At 41.5% G+C, this 16,217-nt stretch carries 13 protein-coding genes; 7 read left to right on the top strand and 6 right to left on the bottom strand.

What is annotated here, in order from left to right; genetic code table 11:
* Nucleotides 1-10: 10 nt before the first annotated feature.
* Entirely contained in the window at nt 11-2,371 is a 2,361-nt protein-coding gene (locus AC3CH3_RS03365; RefSeq protein ID WP_488537734.1) for a TOTE conflict system archaeo-eukaryotic primase domain-containing protein, read from the bottom strand.
* Nucleotides 2,372-2,550: 179 nt separating this feature from the next.
* On the opposite strand from AC3CH3_RS03365, the gene hipB reads away from it, so the two are divergent.
* From hipB to AC3CH3_RS03340, 5 genes are all read left to right on the top strand, one after another.
* A complete protein-coding gene (gene hipB, locus AC3CH3_RS03360) occupies nt 2,551-2,793 on the top strand; it encodes a type II toxin-antitoxin system antitoxin HipB (RefSeq protein ID WP_019824018.1) in 243 nt (80 codons plus the stop codon).
* A 164-nt stretch (nt 2,794-2,957) separates the two neighbouring features.
* Nucleotides 2,958-4,289, top strand: a complete 1,332-nt coding sequence (locus AC3CH3_RS03355) for an ATP-binding protein (RefSeq protein ID WP_019824020.1) — start codon at nt 2,958-2,960, stop codon at nt 4,287-4,289.
* Nucleotides 4,290-4,548: 259 nt separating this feature from the next.
* Entirely contained in the window at nt 4,549-4,851 is a 303-nt protein-coding gene (locus tag AC3CH3_RS03350; protein WP_017104942.1) for a helix-turn-helix transcriptional regulator, read from the top strand.
* Nucleotides 4,835-6,151: a HipA domain-containing protein gene (locus tag AC3CH3_RS03345; RefSeq protein ID WP_019824022.1), complete on the top strand. Its 1,317-nt coding sequence runs from the start codon at nt 4,835-4,837 to the stop codon at nt 6,149-6,151. The genes AC3CH3_RS03350 and AC3CH3_RS03345 overlap by 17 nt, the downstream gene beginning before the upstream one ends.
* A gap of 58 nt (nt 6,152-6,209) precedes the next feature.
* Nucleotides 6,210-6,704, top strand: a complete 495-nt coding sequence (locus AC3CH3_RS03340) for a helix-turn-helix transcriptional regulator (protein WP_488537733.1) — start codon at nt 6,210-6,212, stop codon at nt 6,702-6,704.
* Between the two features lie 582 nt (nt 6,705-7,286).
* On the opposite strand, the gene AC3CH3_RS03335 is transcribed toward AC3CH3_RS03340, so the two are convergent.
* From AC3CH3_RS03335 to AC3CH3_RS03320, 4 genes are all read right to left on the bottom strand, one after another.
* On the bottom strand, nt 7,287-9,167 hold the full coding sequence (locus AC3CH3_RS03335; RefSeq protein ID WP_488537732.1) for an ATP-dependent zinc protease family protein: 1,881 nt from the start codon (nt 9,165-9,167) through the stop codon (nt 7,287-7,289).
* A 305-nt stretch (nt 9,168-9,472) separates the two neighbouring features.
* Complete coding sequence (locus AC3CH3_RS03330; RefSeq protein WP_019820309.1) at nt 9,473-10,282, bottom strand: M15 family metallopeptidase; 810 nt, start codon at nt 10,280-10,282, stop codon at nt 9,473-9,475.
* A gap of 82 nt (nt 10,283-10,364) precedes the next feature.
* Nucleotides 10,365-11,093 (bottom strand): DUF429 domain-containing protein, encoded by a 729-nt coding sequence (locus AC3CH3_RS03325; RefSeq protein WP_488537731.1) that lies wholly within the window; start codon nt 11,091-11,093, stop codon nt 10,365-10,367.
* Between the two features lie 14 nt (nt 11,094-11,107).
* Entirely contained in the window at nt 11,108-12,820 is a 1,713-nt protein-coding gene (locus AC3CH3_RS03320; protein ID WP_488537730.1) for a class I SAM-dependent methyltransferase, read from the bottom strand.
* Nucleotides 12,821-13,090: 270 nt separating this feature from the next.
* Between AC3CH3_RS03320 and AC3CH3_RS03315 the strand changes: the two genes are divergently transcribed.
* Together AC3CH3_RS03315 and AC3CH3_RS03310 are read left to right on the top strand one after the other, a co-directional pair.
* Nucleotides 13,091-14,029, top strand: coding sequence for a hypothetical protein (locus tag AC3CH3_RS03315; protein WP_488537729.1), 939 nt, complete (start codon nt 13,091-13,093; stop codon nt 14,027-14,029).
* 197 nt (nt 14,030-14,226) lie between these two features.
* Complete coding sequence (locus tag AC3CH3_RS03310; protein ID WP_488537728.1) at nt 14,227-14,985, top strand: 1-acylglycerol-3-phosphate O-acyltransferase; 759 nt, start codon at nt 14,227-14,229, stop codon at nt 14,983-14,985.
* 81 nt (nt 14,986-15,066) lie between these two features.
* Here AC3CH3_RS03310 and AC3CH3_RS03305 read toward each other — a convergent pair whose 3' ends face one another.
* Complete coding sequence (locus tag AC3CH3_RS03305; RefSeq protein WP_019820318.1) at nt 15,067-15,864, bottom strand: hypothetical protein; 798 nt, start codon at nt 15,862-15,864, stop codon at nt 15,067-15,069.
* Between the last annotated feature and the right edge of the window lie 353 nt (nt 15,865-16,217).

The following is a 16,217-nucleotide window of genomic DNA, read 5'->3' as shown; positions in this document are numbered from 1 at the left end:
TCTCACTCAACTACTCGGATGCAGTATCTACAGGCAAGTCTAATGAAGGCTGATGCCCACGTCCTTGGAATTCCTCTTCAAAACCAAGGGCTTTATAACCTTTCTCTCGCTTCTTAAACATTCGTTGTAACATTGGCAATTTAGTATCTACGTAGTCAATCACCTTCACTTCCATTTTACCTTGATATTGCCTTTGAATTCGCCCTACATACTGTATTAGCGAGCCTTTCCACGATACAGGTAACGCTAAGATCAATGTATCCAGTCTCGGTAAATCAAACCCTTCACCGATAAACTTTCCTGTGGCAACAAGTACCTGAGCTGAGTCGAGCTGATCCATCACTTGTTTCAGAGACTTCTTTTTCATAGCTCCAACAAGTAGCTGAACTTGAACCCCCTCTTCAACCAAAGCATTATAAATAGTGGCTGCATGCTCTCTTCTCTCAGTCAAAATGATAGGAACTCGACCTTTCAATATTTCAGATTGAGTATCAGATAAGATTTGCTTGTTTCTCTCAGGATGTTCCATAAGCCAACGATAGACTTCTGATATATGTGGCTTTGATTCATCATTAGTCAGAACAAGCGGTGGTACATACGCGAGTTTTCTGCAATGCAGTATCTGTTGGAATTGAGATGTTTTATCAATCTTGATCGTGTGTCTCACCCTACCTAATTGCATAAAAATAATGGGTTGATGCCCATCTCTACGTTCTAAAGTCGCACTTACCCCATAGACATATTTCGCATGAGCCTCTGACAACACACGTTCATATTGCGGTGCAGATAAATGATGACATTCATCAACAATGATCTGACCATACTCCTGAATCATTGGGTTTACAGTATTATCACCTCGGTTTATCAGGCTTTGATAGGTAGCAATATCGACTTGAGCTGTTGGGTTTTTCCTTGCCCCAGTATAAATACCGATATCAATGCCGTCAGAGAAGGCTGTTAGACGTTCCTTCCATTGGTCTGCGAGTTGCTTGCTATGCACTAAAATCAGCGTATTAACTTTGCGTTGAGCTATCAGACCGATAGCCGTCACCGTCTTACCGAAAGCAGTTGGAGCATGTAGCACACCACAATCAAACTTAAGCAAGGAATCCACTGCTTTTTGCTGTGATTGTCGTAACTCACCCTGAAAGTTAACTAACTCCAATTTCTGCCCAAGCGTTCTTTTATCAACGAGATCTACCTTGATATGCAGATCCGCCAAGATTTCCTGTACATCATCAAGGCAGCCTCTAGGTAAGCTTAAATAGCCATTATCTAACTCCGCTAAGCATATAAAGCGAGCTATACCATTAGTTGAAAGACGCATGCCCTGCGCTTTAAAAAACTTGGGGTTAGAAAATGATGCTAACTTTTTGAGCCTAGCGACTAATGGATTTGGAAGCTCAGAGAGAGTTAAATAAATTCGGTTTGCCAATACTACGGTTACGTTTGACGGACACCCATCAATGCCCGATGTTGGCAATACGTTACGTTCCCAAGGTTTCAAATCGCTAACGTCTGGTTGTTTAGCTTTTTTCTCTATAGCCGATATCAGATTTTCAAGTTTAGATACAGCTACTTTCTGAACTGATTTTAATGCCAACCATTGGTCGCTATAGGGCTGACCAAAACGATCCAAAAACACTGAATTTTGATTAGCCCTTGCTTGTTTTTGTAAGGGTAAGGCTATTAGATTGCCGATACCGCCAGTGGGTAAAACATCTTGATTAGGGAAGAGTCGGTCATAAGAATCAAAAGCTAATGCACTATGGATTTGCATCGCTTTGTCTAAGAGAAGAAAGCCTAATTCTCTTGCGTCCTTTGCTGTTGTTGCGGATTCAAAGAAAATCCAGACATGCGCTCCTTTACCTGAACGAGAGCGCTCCCACAAACAATCCAGATCATAAAACTCACACGCTTCAACATAAGCTTGAGATGCCTGAAGCCAGTCGCTTTTATCAAAATCTATGGCTAATAAGAAACACGAATTGTCAGGCTGTATAGGATATAAGCCAATGACTTCAGCGCCAGTTAAGTGACGATAGATCGCATCTCTATCCAGAGGTCTAAAAGCTTGATTCAAGCACTCTAAACACTTTACCTTCGGCTTTTCACATACCCCTTTCTGCCACTCATTGGAGCAAGCTATTGAGTAACCATTTCGACCTGCCGAGTTTTGCCAACGATTAGCGTAACAGTGATGATTTCCTCGGAAGTAACTTTGAAATAGTTCAATTTTCTGTCCTGGAGTTAACAGAGTTTGCTCTGGATTCACAGTACTAGACAGTAACTCATTTCGTCTTTTCTCAAGCTGAGATAGCTCGGATTTCAACTGTTCAATTCTTTGATTTACTGACTCAAGCTCATCCATGCTAAATATCATCCTGTATATAGATAAGTCAAAGCCAAGGGCTTTGATTGTTCTACTTTATTCCCTACTTGGTTTTATCCCAACAAAGGTATAATGTTAATAATATACCCTAGTAGGGATAGTGCTGCTTGAATCCCTTGTGAAAAGTAAGCATCAATAACCGTAAGGAATGACGAATTGTGATTTATAGTCCACAGCAACTCGCTAATAGTTTACTGCTAATACGACAAAAAAATAAATGGACTCAGTCCGAAGTGGCAAAGAGAGTCGGCATAAAGCAAGCTACCATTTCTAACTTTGAAAATAGACCAGATAAAGCCACGCTCTCTACCATGTTTAAAATCATTCAAGCCTTAGATCTGACAGTAAAGATTGAAACAAGAAATGAGAGCAACGGCATTCTTGATGAGGAAGATTGGTAATATCGCAAATTCCCTGTATCAAATCATAAATCAACATTTTAATGCGCATATAAAAGAGAATTTACCACACTTTTATGCGCATAAAAGTGTAAAATCAATACACAAACAAGCGCATTAATATGATAATGTGAGATTAAGCGTAACCAAAATACGAGCAACATGGTATGAAACGATCAATCTTAGACAAACTGCTGAGCTGGAAAAATAAACTATCAAGAAAACCACTCTTGATCGATGGTGCCAGACAGACGGGTAAAACTTATCTGTTACAGGAACTACTAGGTCAAAATTTTAACAAAGTTATAAGAATTGATTTCTTAGAAGAGCCGCAGTTCAGAGAAGCATTTTCTAACTCTCTAAATCCTGACGATATCATTACCAATATTGAACTATTAACGGGAGAGGTATTTGACCTCGCCACTGATCTACTGATCCTCGATGAGATAGGTGAGTGTCCAAAAGCAGTCACTGCCTTGAAGTATTTTGCCGAAAAAGCACCACAAGCTTATATTGCAGCAAGTGGCTCTAACATTGGTTTACTTACATCCTTTCCTGTCGGTAAGGTTGAACAACACAACTTAAGACCATTAACATTTAAAGAGTTTCTTTGGGCAAGTGAAGAAAAGCCACTCATTAAAGCATTTGAGCAGCAAGTGAACTCTGAAGTTGCACATACAAAACTATTCGGCATGCTTACTGATTATTACTTTGTGGGCGGAATGCCTGAAGCTGTTGATGCCTGGTTTACTCATTCAGACAGAAGTATCATTGAACGAACGGAGCTTGTTTCAGACGTTCAAAGCAACTTAATTCAAGGTTACTTACGAGACTTTGGCAAGTACTCGGATAAAGTCGATGCCACACTTATAGAGTCCGTATTCAGAAACATTCCTTCACAGTTATCGTCAGTATTTTATGATTCAGTAAAACGTTTCAAGTTTAAAGGCGTCCATCAGCGTAAATCTCGATATGCTGAATACGAAAGTGCCATTACATGGCTACATAAATGCAGACTAACCTTGAAGAATTACCCTATCGATGGGCAACCTAGATCGCCCTTATCAGCCTATCAAAAAGAAAATGCTATAAAGCTGTTTCTATTTGATGTAGGACTACTTAATCACATGCTCGCAACAAGTTACCGTGAAATAAAGCAACAGGGGTACGAATACAAAGGCTACGTTGCTGAAAACTTTGTTCAACAAGAACTTGCAGCACTAGGCTACGAACCGACTTTTTCATGGGGGGATGCTAGAGCTGAGATTGAGTTTGTCATTGCCGATGAGGTTGGTCGTATAATTCCTATAGAAGTAAAGAGTGGCAAAAGGACTCGTGCTAGGTCACTGCAATCCTATATATCGAAGTGTAAGCCACACAAGACAATCAAGCTAACAGGAACACAAGGCTCCAATGCACTAGAGCAAGACAATGTTGTAATGCCTTTGTATTACACACAATACTTGAACGACCACCTTAAGGTTCCGATAGAGAGTTAGCCATACTTTAGGTATCTCAAAGCCCCATGGCTTTGAGTTCTCTATTATTCTTTCGTTATATAAAGTAAACCACACTAGACTTTAAATAAGATCGCCAAGTTTATAAGCATAAAAGTTCGCTACTGTAGACTTTTATGCAGTGGCTCAATACACTTACCATAAAAGTTAACTTTAATAGACTTTTACTTAAAATCTACGTATAAATAATTTAAAAGTCTATCAAGGCATACTTTATTGCATCATGCTATATGGAGGTTCCATGGTTAAGAAAGTAAAAGCAACTGAGTCACCAGATCTAAGCCAGGTGTTCACACCATCACTACTTGGTGAGGCGATCAAAGCAAAAAGAACTCAAAGTAAAATCACCCAGCAAGATGCAGCATTGCTTTCTGGTGTTTCAAAACAAACCTACATAAAAATTGAACAAGGCAGCTCCGATATTAAACTAACCTCTTTAATGAAAGTTGTGTCTGCTCTAGGGATAAAGATATCGATACAACCATGGCAAGACTTAGATGCTTCAGTCCCATCACAGGAGAAAGGTAATGACGTCTGGGTCTAATCATCAATACATCCTCGATATAGTTTATAGCCAGCAAGTCATAGGCAAGCTATCACTGAGTAAAGAAAGTGATGCTCTATCTGTAATCTACAAGCAAGATTGGATTGATAATGGGTTTCCCATATCGCCACACCTTCCATTTAACTCTGATATACCATCAGTCAATATCAGGAGGTTCTTACAGAATTTGCTCCCTGAAAATAAAGGGTTAGATTATTTGATCGACTTTCTTGGCGTATCACGTTCAAACGTATTTTCACAAGTTGGTGGTATTGGAACAGATACATCAGGTGCAATGATGTTCTTATCCGAAGGTGTTTCTCCAGTTCAAACTGAAACCTCTTTCAACCCAATCAATGATAGTGAATTAATTAAGAAACTATCTGACCCTGAACTTTGGTATTTAGAAGTATGGGAAGGAAAACCAAGACTATCAGTAGCGGGGGTTCAATCTAAGCTAAACGTTTTATCTATCGATGGAAACTTAGGGTTTGGAGAGGGTGAACTATGCTCAACTCATATTGTGAAGTTCGAAAAAAATGACCAACAACACCTTGTCATAAATGAATTTGTGACGATGAAATTAGCGAAGCTAGTTGGACTAGATGTTGCTGACGTTGAGTTGCGGTACTTTGACCAATTTCCAGCCTTAATTGTAGAGAGGTTTGATCGAAAGCTATTTAGTTCAACAAGTGTGAAACGAAGGCATATGATCGATGCCTGTCAAGCTTGTAACCTAGGTGTCGATAGAAAGTATGAACGAAACTTAGGCAAACAAAGAGATGTCAGTCATATTCGTGATGGTATCAGCTTCGCCCGACTTTTTTCGGTAACAGAGCAATGTGAAAACCCATTAGCGGCAAAACTAGCGATCCTAAAGTGGGCAATGTTCAATCTCTGTATTTATAACGCAGATGCACATGGCAAAAACTTCAGTTTCTTTGTCCAAAAATCGGGCTTAACACCAACGCCACTTTACGATCTAGTCAATGTAAGAATGTACCCTGAATTTGAGCAGGATCTTGCGATGGCAATTGGGGATGAATTTGACTCAGATTCTATTAATGCCTACCAACTTGTAGAGTTTGCTGACGATTGTGGTATTTCACCAAAATTGCTTCAACAGAGCCTAGTAAAGATCGCAAATGACGTTATAAACAACATTGATGATGCTATATCTCTCGTCACTCCTACTTCTGATTCACAATTACCTTATTTAAACCGATACCGTGAAATCGTTGTGGCTAGATGTGAACACTTTCTTGAAGAATCTGATGTTATCCCTGAAATAGAGTTATAAGTACACAACTACTTGTTTGTTAAACCTTGAGACCGCGAACTTGAAAGTGGGGACTGATATGAGTACGAACACAGATAATTTAAGTAAACAATACCTAAATAATTCATCAGAATCAGTCTATGACGCCATATCTCGACTTCGTTTAAACAAGGAACGCTTAAGTAAATCCATTTCAATACAAAAAGCTCATGTACAAACATCGGTTGAACAGATTGAAAAAGTGGCAAAGCGTACGCCTAAAAATGCACAACCAATATCAGTATCCGAAAGAAAACATAAGATAAATAGAGTTATTAGATCGTTGCTTATGAATGAACTAACACAAGGATTAGCTCTCAAGGAACTTAGGATAAACGTGTTAGGTGTCAAACAAGATACCTTTGCCAAAATGGTTGGGGTTTCCAGAAAAACTATATCTGAGATTGAGAATGATCGAGGTACTTTCAAAACTGATATTCTCGATAAAGTATTCAAGCCATTTGGACTAAAAGTAGGGCTAGTACCAATATCGACTAACCTACTAAATTCCGCACTTAACTGTCATGACGAGTAAGCGTTAAAGTAGAAGTAAAACTCAACGTTTTGATATCACTATTCAAGAAAGAAAGTTATGAGTAACTTCTGTTACATTAACAACTAGAAATAGATAATGTGAGTAGTTTTGGTTACATTAGATTAGTTTTTGATAATGCCATGTGCTGCTTTTATCAATCACGTCTAAAAGCTCCTCTGACATGAATCACTTAGAATATTTTGAAATATAAAGCCTTTAAAATCGAACCAGAATACATAAAGGACGGCTGTTCAGTTCCTTTTTAAGCAGGATTTTTATGTAACATGCTAATTAACATAAAATTAGAGTTAATACTCCAAGAGCTTTGCTGGTATGGGATGAGACATATGCCCAACTCCCGCCAGCCCACCAAACGTTTGGAAAGGGCCAACTCGAAAGGGTTGGCCCTTTTTGTTTGTCTAAATGTCACCCATTAACAGATAAACACATAAATAACAAACACTTACCCCCCCTTGCCATCAACGTCCAAAAACAGACACTCAATAAAAAACCACACATCCCAATACTGAAATGTGTGGCTGTCTAAAACTGTTCTAGAACGAACTTAAATAAGTTTAGGTGTTACTCCATATCGCCCAGCAAGTAATCTTCATCACTGCTCACTACTGCGCCGTGTTTCAGGAAGTTCTTACCTAGGATCATGCTGTATTCAAAGCGAGAGCGATCTTGAAGGTTTACCCTCACCTCTTTCTCTAAGTCACCTAACTTCACCTTCATTTCGACGACAGGACGAATGTTCACCTTCTCGCCTTTCTTGGCTTTGATGCGCATGACATCAATCACTGGCTTAGTGAAGTCTTGCTTATCGCCTTGGTTGTTTTGATAGGTAAAGCTCACCATGTCTTGGCCGTCTTTCTTAAATCGTTTGATGTTGACTGCGTTCATTGAGCTTACATCTGCGCCAGTATCCAACTTGGCCGGGAACTTCATGCCGTTGACTTCAACAACTTCAATGTGCCCTACTTTAAACAAAGGCTCCGATTTCAAAAGATAATCAGATCGAGTATTCACATATACTCCATCTTTCGCCATCTTCTTACCTAGAATGAAGTACGCTTCTTTTTCATTGCTGTTAAGCACGTCGATAGCAAACTCTTGTTGGCGAACTTTACCAGCTCCCAAAAACTTACCACTTACAACCGGACGAGTATCATCACCGACCTTAAGCTTCTTAATAATTGGCTTTGTTATCTTCTGCTTCTCACCTTTTACATCTGTAAGATAAAATTCAACAGAAGCCTCTTTGCCTTTACCTGTCATTTCAAAACTATCGACCTTCAGCAAAGGCGTGTTGACAGTAAATGAAGCAACAGCCTTCATAGGGAAACCATCTAATGTGATATCTTCTTCCGGTGAGATAATTAATGGCTCAGTCTTTTTCGCGACCTCGCTGAAGTTCTCAGAGCCTTCAGAAAGAATATTCTCAGCGTTGGTATCGATCATGAAAAGTTCGCTAGCGGTGCTTGTACCAAACCTCAACTGCGACTCGCTACTCGAGCGGTCACGTAGGTACACCAGAACATCTTTGGTTGTGTTTTCATCGAGTTGGACTGGTACATATACCAAAGGTCTTTTCTTACCACTCACGCTTAACATACGAACCAATGGCAGTGTCATCTCTTTCTGTTTGCCATCGTTGTCGAACATATCAAACGTCACTTCACTGTTCTTCTTATCTACATCGATGTCTTTTGCATGAAGAATGCTGTATCGATTCTTTAATGAGAAGGTCGCGTTCATCGCCATTCCGGAGATAGACACCACCTCTTTGCGGCCAACAACTGTCGCGTTTTCCTGCTCTTGCAAGTAGTCATAGCCCGCAAATACTAAAGCGTTGTCAGCAAGAAAGGTTTTGCCTATCAGCACTGGCGCAGAGAAGTGACTTCTGTCCGTCAGGTTAACGTCTGTTTTTAATTCTTGATCCGCAATGGTCAGCGACATTTTTACGGTAGGACGAAGCAAAGGCGTGCTGCTGGTGCGACTGCGTATCATGCTGACACGCTCTAAAGGCGCTTCGATTAATACCATGTCTCCCGTGCGTGGGTTTTGAACCTTAAAAGACACCATAGCCTCATATTTTGCAAAGGTACTGCCATCCCAATCATCGTAATCAACATCGGAATTATTCAACAGATCTTCGGTTAACGCCGCCATCAACTCCTTATCTTTAAGGTTTTGGTAGTCGGCATTAGAGCTCTTCACATGAATGTCTTCAGCATGCATAGACGTGGTTTCTGCACCGGTATCAATCTTACCAATGAAAGGAACGTCTTTTAGCCCTTGAACGCTAGATAGGTACACATTCTCAGTGCGGCCTAATACCGCCTTACCATCGAGTTCGTAAGTAGGGTTTTGTGTGGTGTGGGAAGTATCAGTAGCCAAAGTATATTGTGAAAAAAGCAAAGTGCTTAAAAGAGTTAGAGCCAAAGGTATCTTTTTCATTAGTTGGTCCGTTGTGATCAGTGCACTAATAATACTGGTGTTTCAGCGAAGAGTTCCCCCACCAGCAATGGTTCTCACATAACGTTAACGCTATGAGTTTTTCAATGACAAACCGATGACTTTACGTTGTATTCGCTTATCGATTATTGAATAACAGATACCCAATAGTCTTTTCAATGCTCGGTGTTCTATTGGAGAAATGAATACAAAAAAGGTCAACGACAAGCGCTGACCTTAGCTATTCAAAACACACCTGAAGCGAGTTTAACTTTCTAAAATACAAACGGTTCTAGATAAACATAGCACTAAAAAGTCCCAACTGTTTTCTTTGCACAGATAGCACGAGCTTTTTCTGCGCCCTCACCTTTATTTTTGAGATAACACTGTCGATAAGATTGGACATAACGCTCAAATAATACTTTCGCTTCCGGTTGTGATTTAGAAAGCAGTTGATTAACGAACTTTCTTGAGCCGACCTCAAAATGCTGAGTATCGATTGGGCTATTCCAATCCCCTCCCCAGATCATGAATCCGTGATGGGCGAAAAGCTCAACCACATCTTCTGCCATGCCACTACGTTCAATTTCATCACGCGCGCGAAAACGAGTACGGTTCACATAACTTGTCGCAGATTGTGAAGGCTTGACCGTGATTTTTCCGTTGCTATCGAACTCTAAGAAAGGGTTTTGAACTGGGTTGATGTCTATTGCCACACCATACGCATGTTTCGACCAACCACCTCCGCCTGTAATAGGACGAGCGTTAAACGCACTGCTGTTGTTCGCATCCATTGAGGCGTTATCGTCACCTCTGAATTCACGCATTAGACGAGCGGAGTGAAGAGGAAAATTGCGCTGTTTGAGTTCTGAAAAGATTTGTTCAACAGCAGGTGCAACCACATCAAACACGATCATATTGCCCTGTTGCGTTTCCCCTTTGAAATTAATGAAATCGAAATCCACTTTAGATAGTCGCTCACAACCAACAGGCGCACCACTACTCAAGACATTGTTCTTTTTCATCATGTCGCATTGCCATTGAGATATAGGGGCAACTTGGGCATAACTCACGGCACTGAGTACAATGGCCAGCCAGACGACAAAAAAACGTTTCATATTAAAGACTCAAAAAATAGTAAGAGTGAAAAGTAGCAGAGTTGGAAAATAGCATATTAAGCCAAGTTGAGCGCACGCTTTGTTAGCGCGTTTTGTTCCAATAGACAATCTCTCGAACTCGTCCGTTCTGGTCCCTGTCGGCTTCTCCACCAACAGAAGAAAGTTCAGGTAAGGTCGATAATTGCGGAGCGTAATAGGCAATCAGCATAAGTACGAACGCATCGTAAATATCGTCTATCGCGACGTCTTTACGCTTGGTGGTTGAAATGGCCAACGACAAGCCGTCACACCATTGAGGGGCAAGGTGCTGAATAATAGAAAGCCGTTCCTCTTTGCCTTCTTGTGTTCGTTTGGAAAACGTCAGCGGTTCGCCTTTCAAAGCTGCAAACACAACCTCAGGATGTGATTCCCTGATGGAAAGATTGGGATGAGATTCAATGAATTCATCAAGCTCACGGATCTTGGGCACAATTCCCCAAGTCTGTTTAGAAAACTTCTTATCAACCTGCTCAACATTGGCACTGCACGCTTCAATGTAATCGGTTTGGTAAACCGCCTCTCGGCACGGAACAGGAAACACTGAAGAACCACGCTTGCTAGTTAGAAAACGTCTTGCTGCTTTATCGCACAAGCGATCTGGTGTCAGTGAATCACTAAAACCAATAGGCATATCGATTAACGTTGTTGATCCCGTAAGATCACCAACCAACTCATCGAGCGTATTTACCACCTTAAACGTAGGTATCTCATTGCCAGAGACAATCCAAGCAATCCATCCCGCTTTACAGCCATCAATTCCGATGTATTTCATTATGTTCTCGATGATTAGTTCCACTCACTGATCAGAAGTCGACTTTTTACTCCACGTACTTGCAAACCCATTGCATCAAACACCTCTTCGAAGTCTCGACACTGCGCAGGGATATTAGGTAACGAAAGCGCGGCTTCTGAAAAGAACTGCTGTTCAAAATGAGCCGAGTCACTCCATGCCAATTGCCACCATTCGAGAATACGAGACTTAGACGCTCGAAGTTTTTCAGCCGTAGGAACTTTGTCACTTTTGCTTAGATTCTCTTTGCTTGTGGTGGGAAAAAGGTTCCACTTATCGTTATTCGGCCAGTAAGCAAAAGGCAAACAGTGATCAACGTGATACTCGTGTTTCAATGACTTCCCACTCCACACGCTGACAATGTCTGCGTGATCAGATCTAAGTTGCTCGACACGTTTACGCACATCGCGAGTATCATGGTTTTGATCGATCCATACCAAGCAGTCGTGATACGTCTGCAACGAGATACTTCGCTGTCGGTTCAACTCGAAACGCTGCATCTCCATGACCCATTGATTCACCACCAGTGGTTCAATCCAAGAGTGGTAGATTCTAAAGCACTCCCACAGGCTTTCATCGAGAGTGAAATAGCCAAAGCTTTCTAAAAACTCACTATCAATGACCAGTGATTCTCGGCTCTTCCGTCGTTTCTGAGGTGGGTATATATCGAATAGTCGGTTGTCTTTCGAGCCTTGATAAATAAAAGTCACAGGTCCTGATTTAATGGTACTAATCGTTTGTGAAAATAGCTTTTGTAGAGCCTTGGCTTCATCGCCGAGAAACATAGCGCCAATCGCTAGGTCATCAGCACTTAGGTGTTTGAGTTTATTCCACCCATCCTCTTTTACAAACCCAAGTCCCTTCGTTGTGTTGCTATTTTGCTGAATCCCAGCGCCTTCTATGTCGATATCAATCAGTCGCTTAAACTGCCTAACCCAATACAGAGCAACCAAGCCCACTGGTAGAGAAATTTTCCCATCAGTTCGATCAATCACAGCGCCTGAATGCGCATCCGCAATTCTCAGTAGAGTTCTCAACAAAGCCAACTTGTATGTGGCCGACTTATTGTCATTCACAATAATGTGGCGCACCTTGTTCAAATCACCGGAGCCATCGTCTGGCAATGTCATCACCACGGTTTGCCACCACACTTCACTGCGGTTCAATGTATCTTGGCTATCATCAACATGACGAACCAACAAGGCGCTGTTTTTTGATAAACGCTCGAGCTCTTCAACCGAGACTTCATAGCCTTGTCGACTGTCTTGAAACTCCCCATGACGCAGAGTGATCACCAGCTTGCCATTTGGAGCTAGCAAGTTAGACAACTTTCTAAATGCTCGTTCTCGATGAGACGGGGCTAAGTGCATCCAAACCGCACTGACCAATATCAGGTCAAAACGCATTCCGAGGTTGTCAGTGCGGCTAAGCGAAGGCAGTGAATCATCAATCCAGGTAACACTTGGGCCTGTATATTTCGAGCCTTGTTCGCGTAATGAAGCACTTGGTTCTATCGCAATAACATCAGCTCCGGCTTTGTGCATCCATAGAGCATCACGACCGCATCCAGCACCAACATCTAGTACTTTATCGCCCACTAAAGGCCAATAAGCTTGCCAGCTTTTATGCACCGTCTCGAACGTCACTGAGTTGTACTGCTGGCAAAGTATGTGAGCATTTTTATCGTAAAAAGGAATCGATGAGGACATATGCGTTATTAGGGTAAGGAGCCTATCTCAATAGTAATGGGGAGCTTAGGCGATTGCTAGCAGCTCATGCAAGTTCAGCCACACCGAGCGGTATTTATCGTTAGTGACTGTTTTATATCAATATCCACCTAATGAGTTCATCAGGCGAGTCACATCACGAATCAGTTTCGTCAGCAAAATAAAAACAAACAAGGTGCAAGCTGACGTGCGAACAGAGATAATTGTTTGAAGATCATTAACCAACCTCAAGCACCTAGCCGATAAAAACTAATGAACACATACTCACACATAGATACCCCGTTCAACCTGCGCCACACCTGTTGGTTTTGTGGTGAACCTTCCAGTAACCTTGTTGAATTCCCTAAGACAGCTCAGGCTGTTGCCAAGATTGGCCATTCACCGATAGCACTGCCGGCTTGTAATGAGTGTGCGAGAATTAACTATTCAAAGAATCTGACCTCAATTTGGTCTGTGCGCGATCAGATAAAACACACTCTGATAGACAAGTACGCTAAGCACCTTGGTATCGGTGAGAACTGGACGGAACAAGAGCTTATTGATTCTGATTTCTCAGGCTCGACGCTCGGTGGGTTTGGACGCAGCGCTTGGAAGATGTATCAAATCGCCAAGCAACGCGTCGATTATAAAGGCTGGCCTTTGTCGGTTGATGACATCCCACTTGAGGTATACGACGAAACCAGTGGCTTTGAGTTTGACGGTACTCGTTATGCCTCAATCAATTCATGTATCGACTATTTCACTAAGGCTGCAGGCGTAGACAAAGTGCTGCTATCGCAACTTGTCGACATTGTTTCCTCAGACCGATTTAGCTACGCACTGCGAATCGCCAAGCTAAACAAGAATGTCTCTAATACCAAACGCTCAGAGATCGTCGAAGAGGTGTTACAGCAAGAGTCTGAACAAGAAGAGATACTGCTTGAACAAGCAAATTCACTGTTCAACCCAAATGTCGAAGAGGTCAGCATTTCAGGTTCGACGGCTCCGGTGTTCGCTATTCAATGGGCAATGATGAATAACGTTAAAGATTTAGCTCACCTTTGCGCGCTCGAGGATGATTATTTTGACTATTTCGAGCATCTTGGTGGCCCTGCGGCTTTCATGTCTTATAACGGCCTACAACTCTATTTAGAGTCGCGTCAAGATCCTGAATGGATAGAAAAGTCGGATCCAAATAAACAGTATTGGTGAACATGCCTACCTACTGGTGAACACGTGTAAGCTCGATGATCGTGTCAAACACCCATTGTTAGTCCTTGTTTTATATAAAGATCTAAAAAAAGAACCCTATAACAGTTAATTGTTGCAATTCGGTTAAATAGAGTGAAAACTTCAAGCATCTAAAACTATTTAATCACTGCAATCTTGCGGTGAGTAAGGAGTGAATTGTGCTTGCTGTTCTTCGTATTATTTTGGCTACGGTGTTTATTATTTTCACCACTCTATGTGCTTTTGTTTACTGCTTGTTTAGCCCTAAGAACCCCAAGCACGTATACGTTTTCTGTCGTTGGTTCAACCAACTCCAAAAGATCATCGGTGTAAAACTGGTGCAGCGCGGCCTAGACAATGCGCCAACGTCAGAAAAAAGCGTCTACATCTCTAACCACCAAAGCATATTAGACTTTGTGACCGATCCAGGAATGCTAAGACCGCGCACTGTTTCATTGGGCAAACGCGATTTGTTGTACGTGCCTTTCTTTGGCCTGCTGTATTGGATCACCGGTAACATCATGATTAACCGCGAAGACAAATCCAAAGCACGCGATACCATCAAGCAAGTGGCAGAAGCGATTCATCAAAGAGATCTGTCTGTTTGGGTTTACCCGGAAGGAACCCGTAGTAAAGGGCGCGGACTACTCCCATTCAAAACGGGCGCTTTCCGAATGGCGATTGAAGCTGGCGTGCCTATCACCCCGATGTGTACCAGCACCACACACAATAAGATCGACTTTAGTCGTGCCAATAATGGCATTGTGATCACCGAGATGCTGGAACCTATCGATGTATCTGAATACAAGCTTAGTGATGCAAGGGAGCTGGCCAATCGCTGTCACGCACTCATGGCAGAGAAAATAGCAGAGCTTGATGCCGAAGTGGCTCGTTTAGAGGTGCAGCAAAAACCAGAGTTGGATTCACAAGATACATAGTACCGATGATTAGATATCACTCCCCCTAAGTAAAAAAGGAGTAAATAATTTGTGAGCTTACTCCTTATGCCACGAAACTAGCTAAAATATCGTTTCTAACGACACTCCAGCTCCCATAGCAATCCCCTTAATTAAGCTATTGGAGTCATTAATATTAATTTCTTTGTGCTCACCAGTGATATCAATCGATATATCACATGTCTGGTAATTACGTATTAATTCTTCCTCAGTAAAATTGTTAAACAAACTAAGCGGCACGTAATATGCTCCTCCGGTTACTACATTTTTACTTAAATCATCATTTTCCCAATGGTGGAAAGTTTCGTAAACACCTTCAGAATTAAGACAAGAAAGCGAGGGGATCACGAATCGGTATACAACCTCAGAATCTTCAGTCCAAGCGTAATGGTAACCACTGCCATCATAAGTACTAGTCAATGGAATTGCAGAGGGTTGTCCATCAAAACTAGTTGCAGCAACTACCTCACCATCACGCTTCCAAATAACTTCATAAGTAGCGGCGTAAGTTGGCATATCGTAAGAGTATAGCGAGCCGTAGATATTGGTTAAGGCAACTAGCGTTCCGTCGACCAAAACTTCGATTTCATCAAGCCCAGTAAGAGACATAAGACGAGTTGCATCCTTCTCATAGCTTAATGTCACAACAATACTTGCATCTGTAACAGTATTATTAGAAAACGTTGCTTGCGCTCGAAGTTGGCTCACATCATAGTCTTCACTTAATGTTCCACCTGGGTCGGGCAGTCCACTAAAACTTCCCCCTTCAGAACCCGTACTGCCATCACTACCACCTCCGCTGCCCCCCCCACAGCCAGTTAACAGTAAACACCCCATTATTAAACAATAAAATATCTTCATAAATGCTCCATAAGTATATAAAAAACATTAACATTCTGAAGGCGAATAGAATTTACTCAATACAAGTAAAAGCGAATTTCGACCCATTTCACGAACGGGGATTAGGAAATATTCCGTAACAATTCCATGTAAAAACAGTCCATTAACTCTACGCAATATTTATTCACTCTGAAAAATGCCAACAAATCAACATAGTTGCATATGAGGTTAAATGGTACGATTATCGAATTAGCACTAAGCGTTAACAAACGCCCTCTATAACTTGCTTTATGTCACAGTAATCCTAATGGGCAGTTAAATAATTTAACACTTGGGTTACAAGTGAAGTATTGTGTTGTTCGAAAAACAATCAT

Source organism: Vibrio sp. QJM3NY_35, assembly GCF_057785915.1.
The sequence above is the reverse complement of the archived record's forward strand: the minus strand, read 5'-3'. Positions and strand labels throughout refer to the sequence as shown.

Bases quoted from the DNA above. Each gene is read 5' to 3' on its own strand.
- AC3CH3_RS03365 (WP_488537734.1), bottom strand. From the start codon at position 2,371: ATGGATGAGCTTGAGTCAGTAAATCAAAGAATTGAACAGTTGAAATCC.
- AC3CH3_RS03355 (WP_019824020.1), top strand. From the start codon at position 2,958: ATGAAACGATCAATCTTAGACAAACTGCTGAGCTGGAAAAATAAACTA.
- AC3CH3_RS03350 (WP_017104942.1), top strand. From the start codon at position 4,549: ATGGTTAAGAAAGTAAAAGCAACTGAGTCACCAGATCTAAGCCAGGTG.
- AC3CH3_RS03345 (WP_019824022.1), top strand. From the start codon at position 4,835: ATGACGTCTGGGTCTAATCATCAATACATCCTCGATATAGTTTATAGC.
- AC3CH3_RS03340 (WP_488537733.1), top strand. From the start codon at position 6,210: ATGAGTACGAACACAGATAATTTAAGTAAACAATACCTAAATAATTCA.
- AC3CH3_RS03335 (WP_488537732.1), bottom strand. From the start codon at position 9,167: ATGAAAAAGATACCTTTGGCTCTAACTCTTTTAAGCACTTTGCTTTTT.
- AC3CH3_RS03330 (WP_019820309.1), bottom strand. From the start codon at position 10,282: ATGAAACGTTTTTTTGTCGTCTGGCTGGCCATTGTACTCAGTGCCGTG.
- AC3CH3_RS03325 (WP_488537731.1), bottom strand. From the start codon at position 11,093: ATGAAATACATCGGAATTGATGGCTGTAAAGCGGGATGGATTGCTTGG.
- AC3CH3_RS03320 (WP_488537730.1), bottom strand. From the start codon at position 12,820: ATGTCCTCATCGATTCCTTTTTACGATAAAAATGCTCACATACTTTGC.
- AC3CH3_RS03315 (WP_488537729.1), top strand. From the start codon at position 13,091: ATGAACACATACTCACACATAGATACCCCGTTCAACCTGCGCCACACC.
- AC3CH3_RS03305 (WP_019820318.1), bottom strand. From the start codon at position 15,864: ATGAAGATATTTTATTGTTTAATAATGGGGTGTTTACTGTTAACTGGC.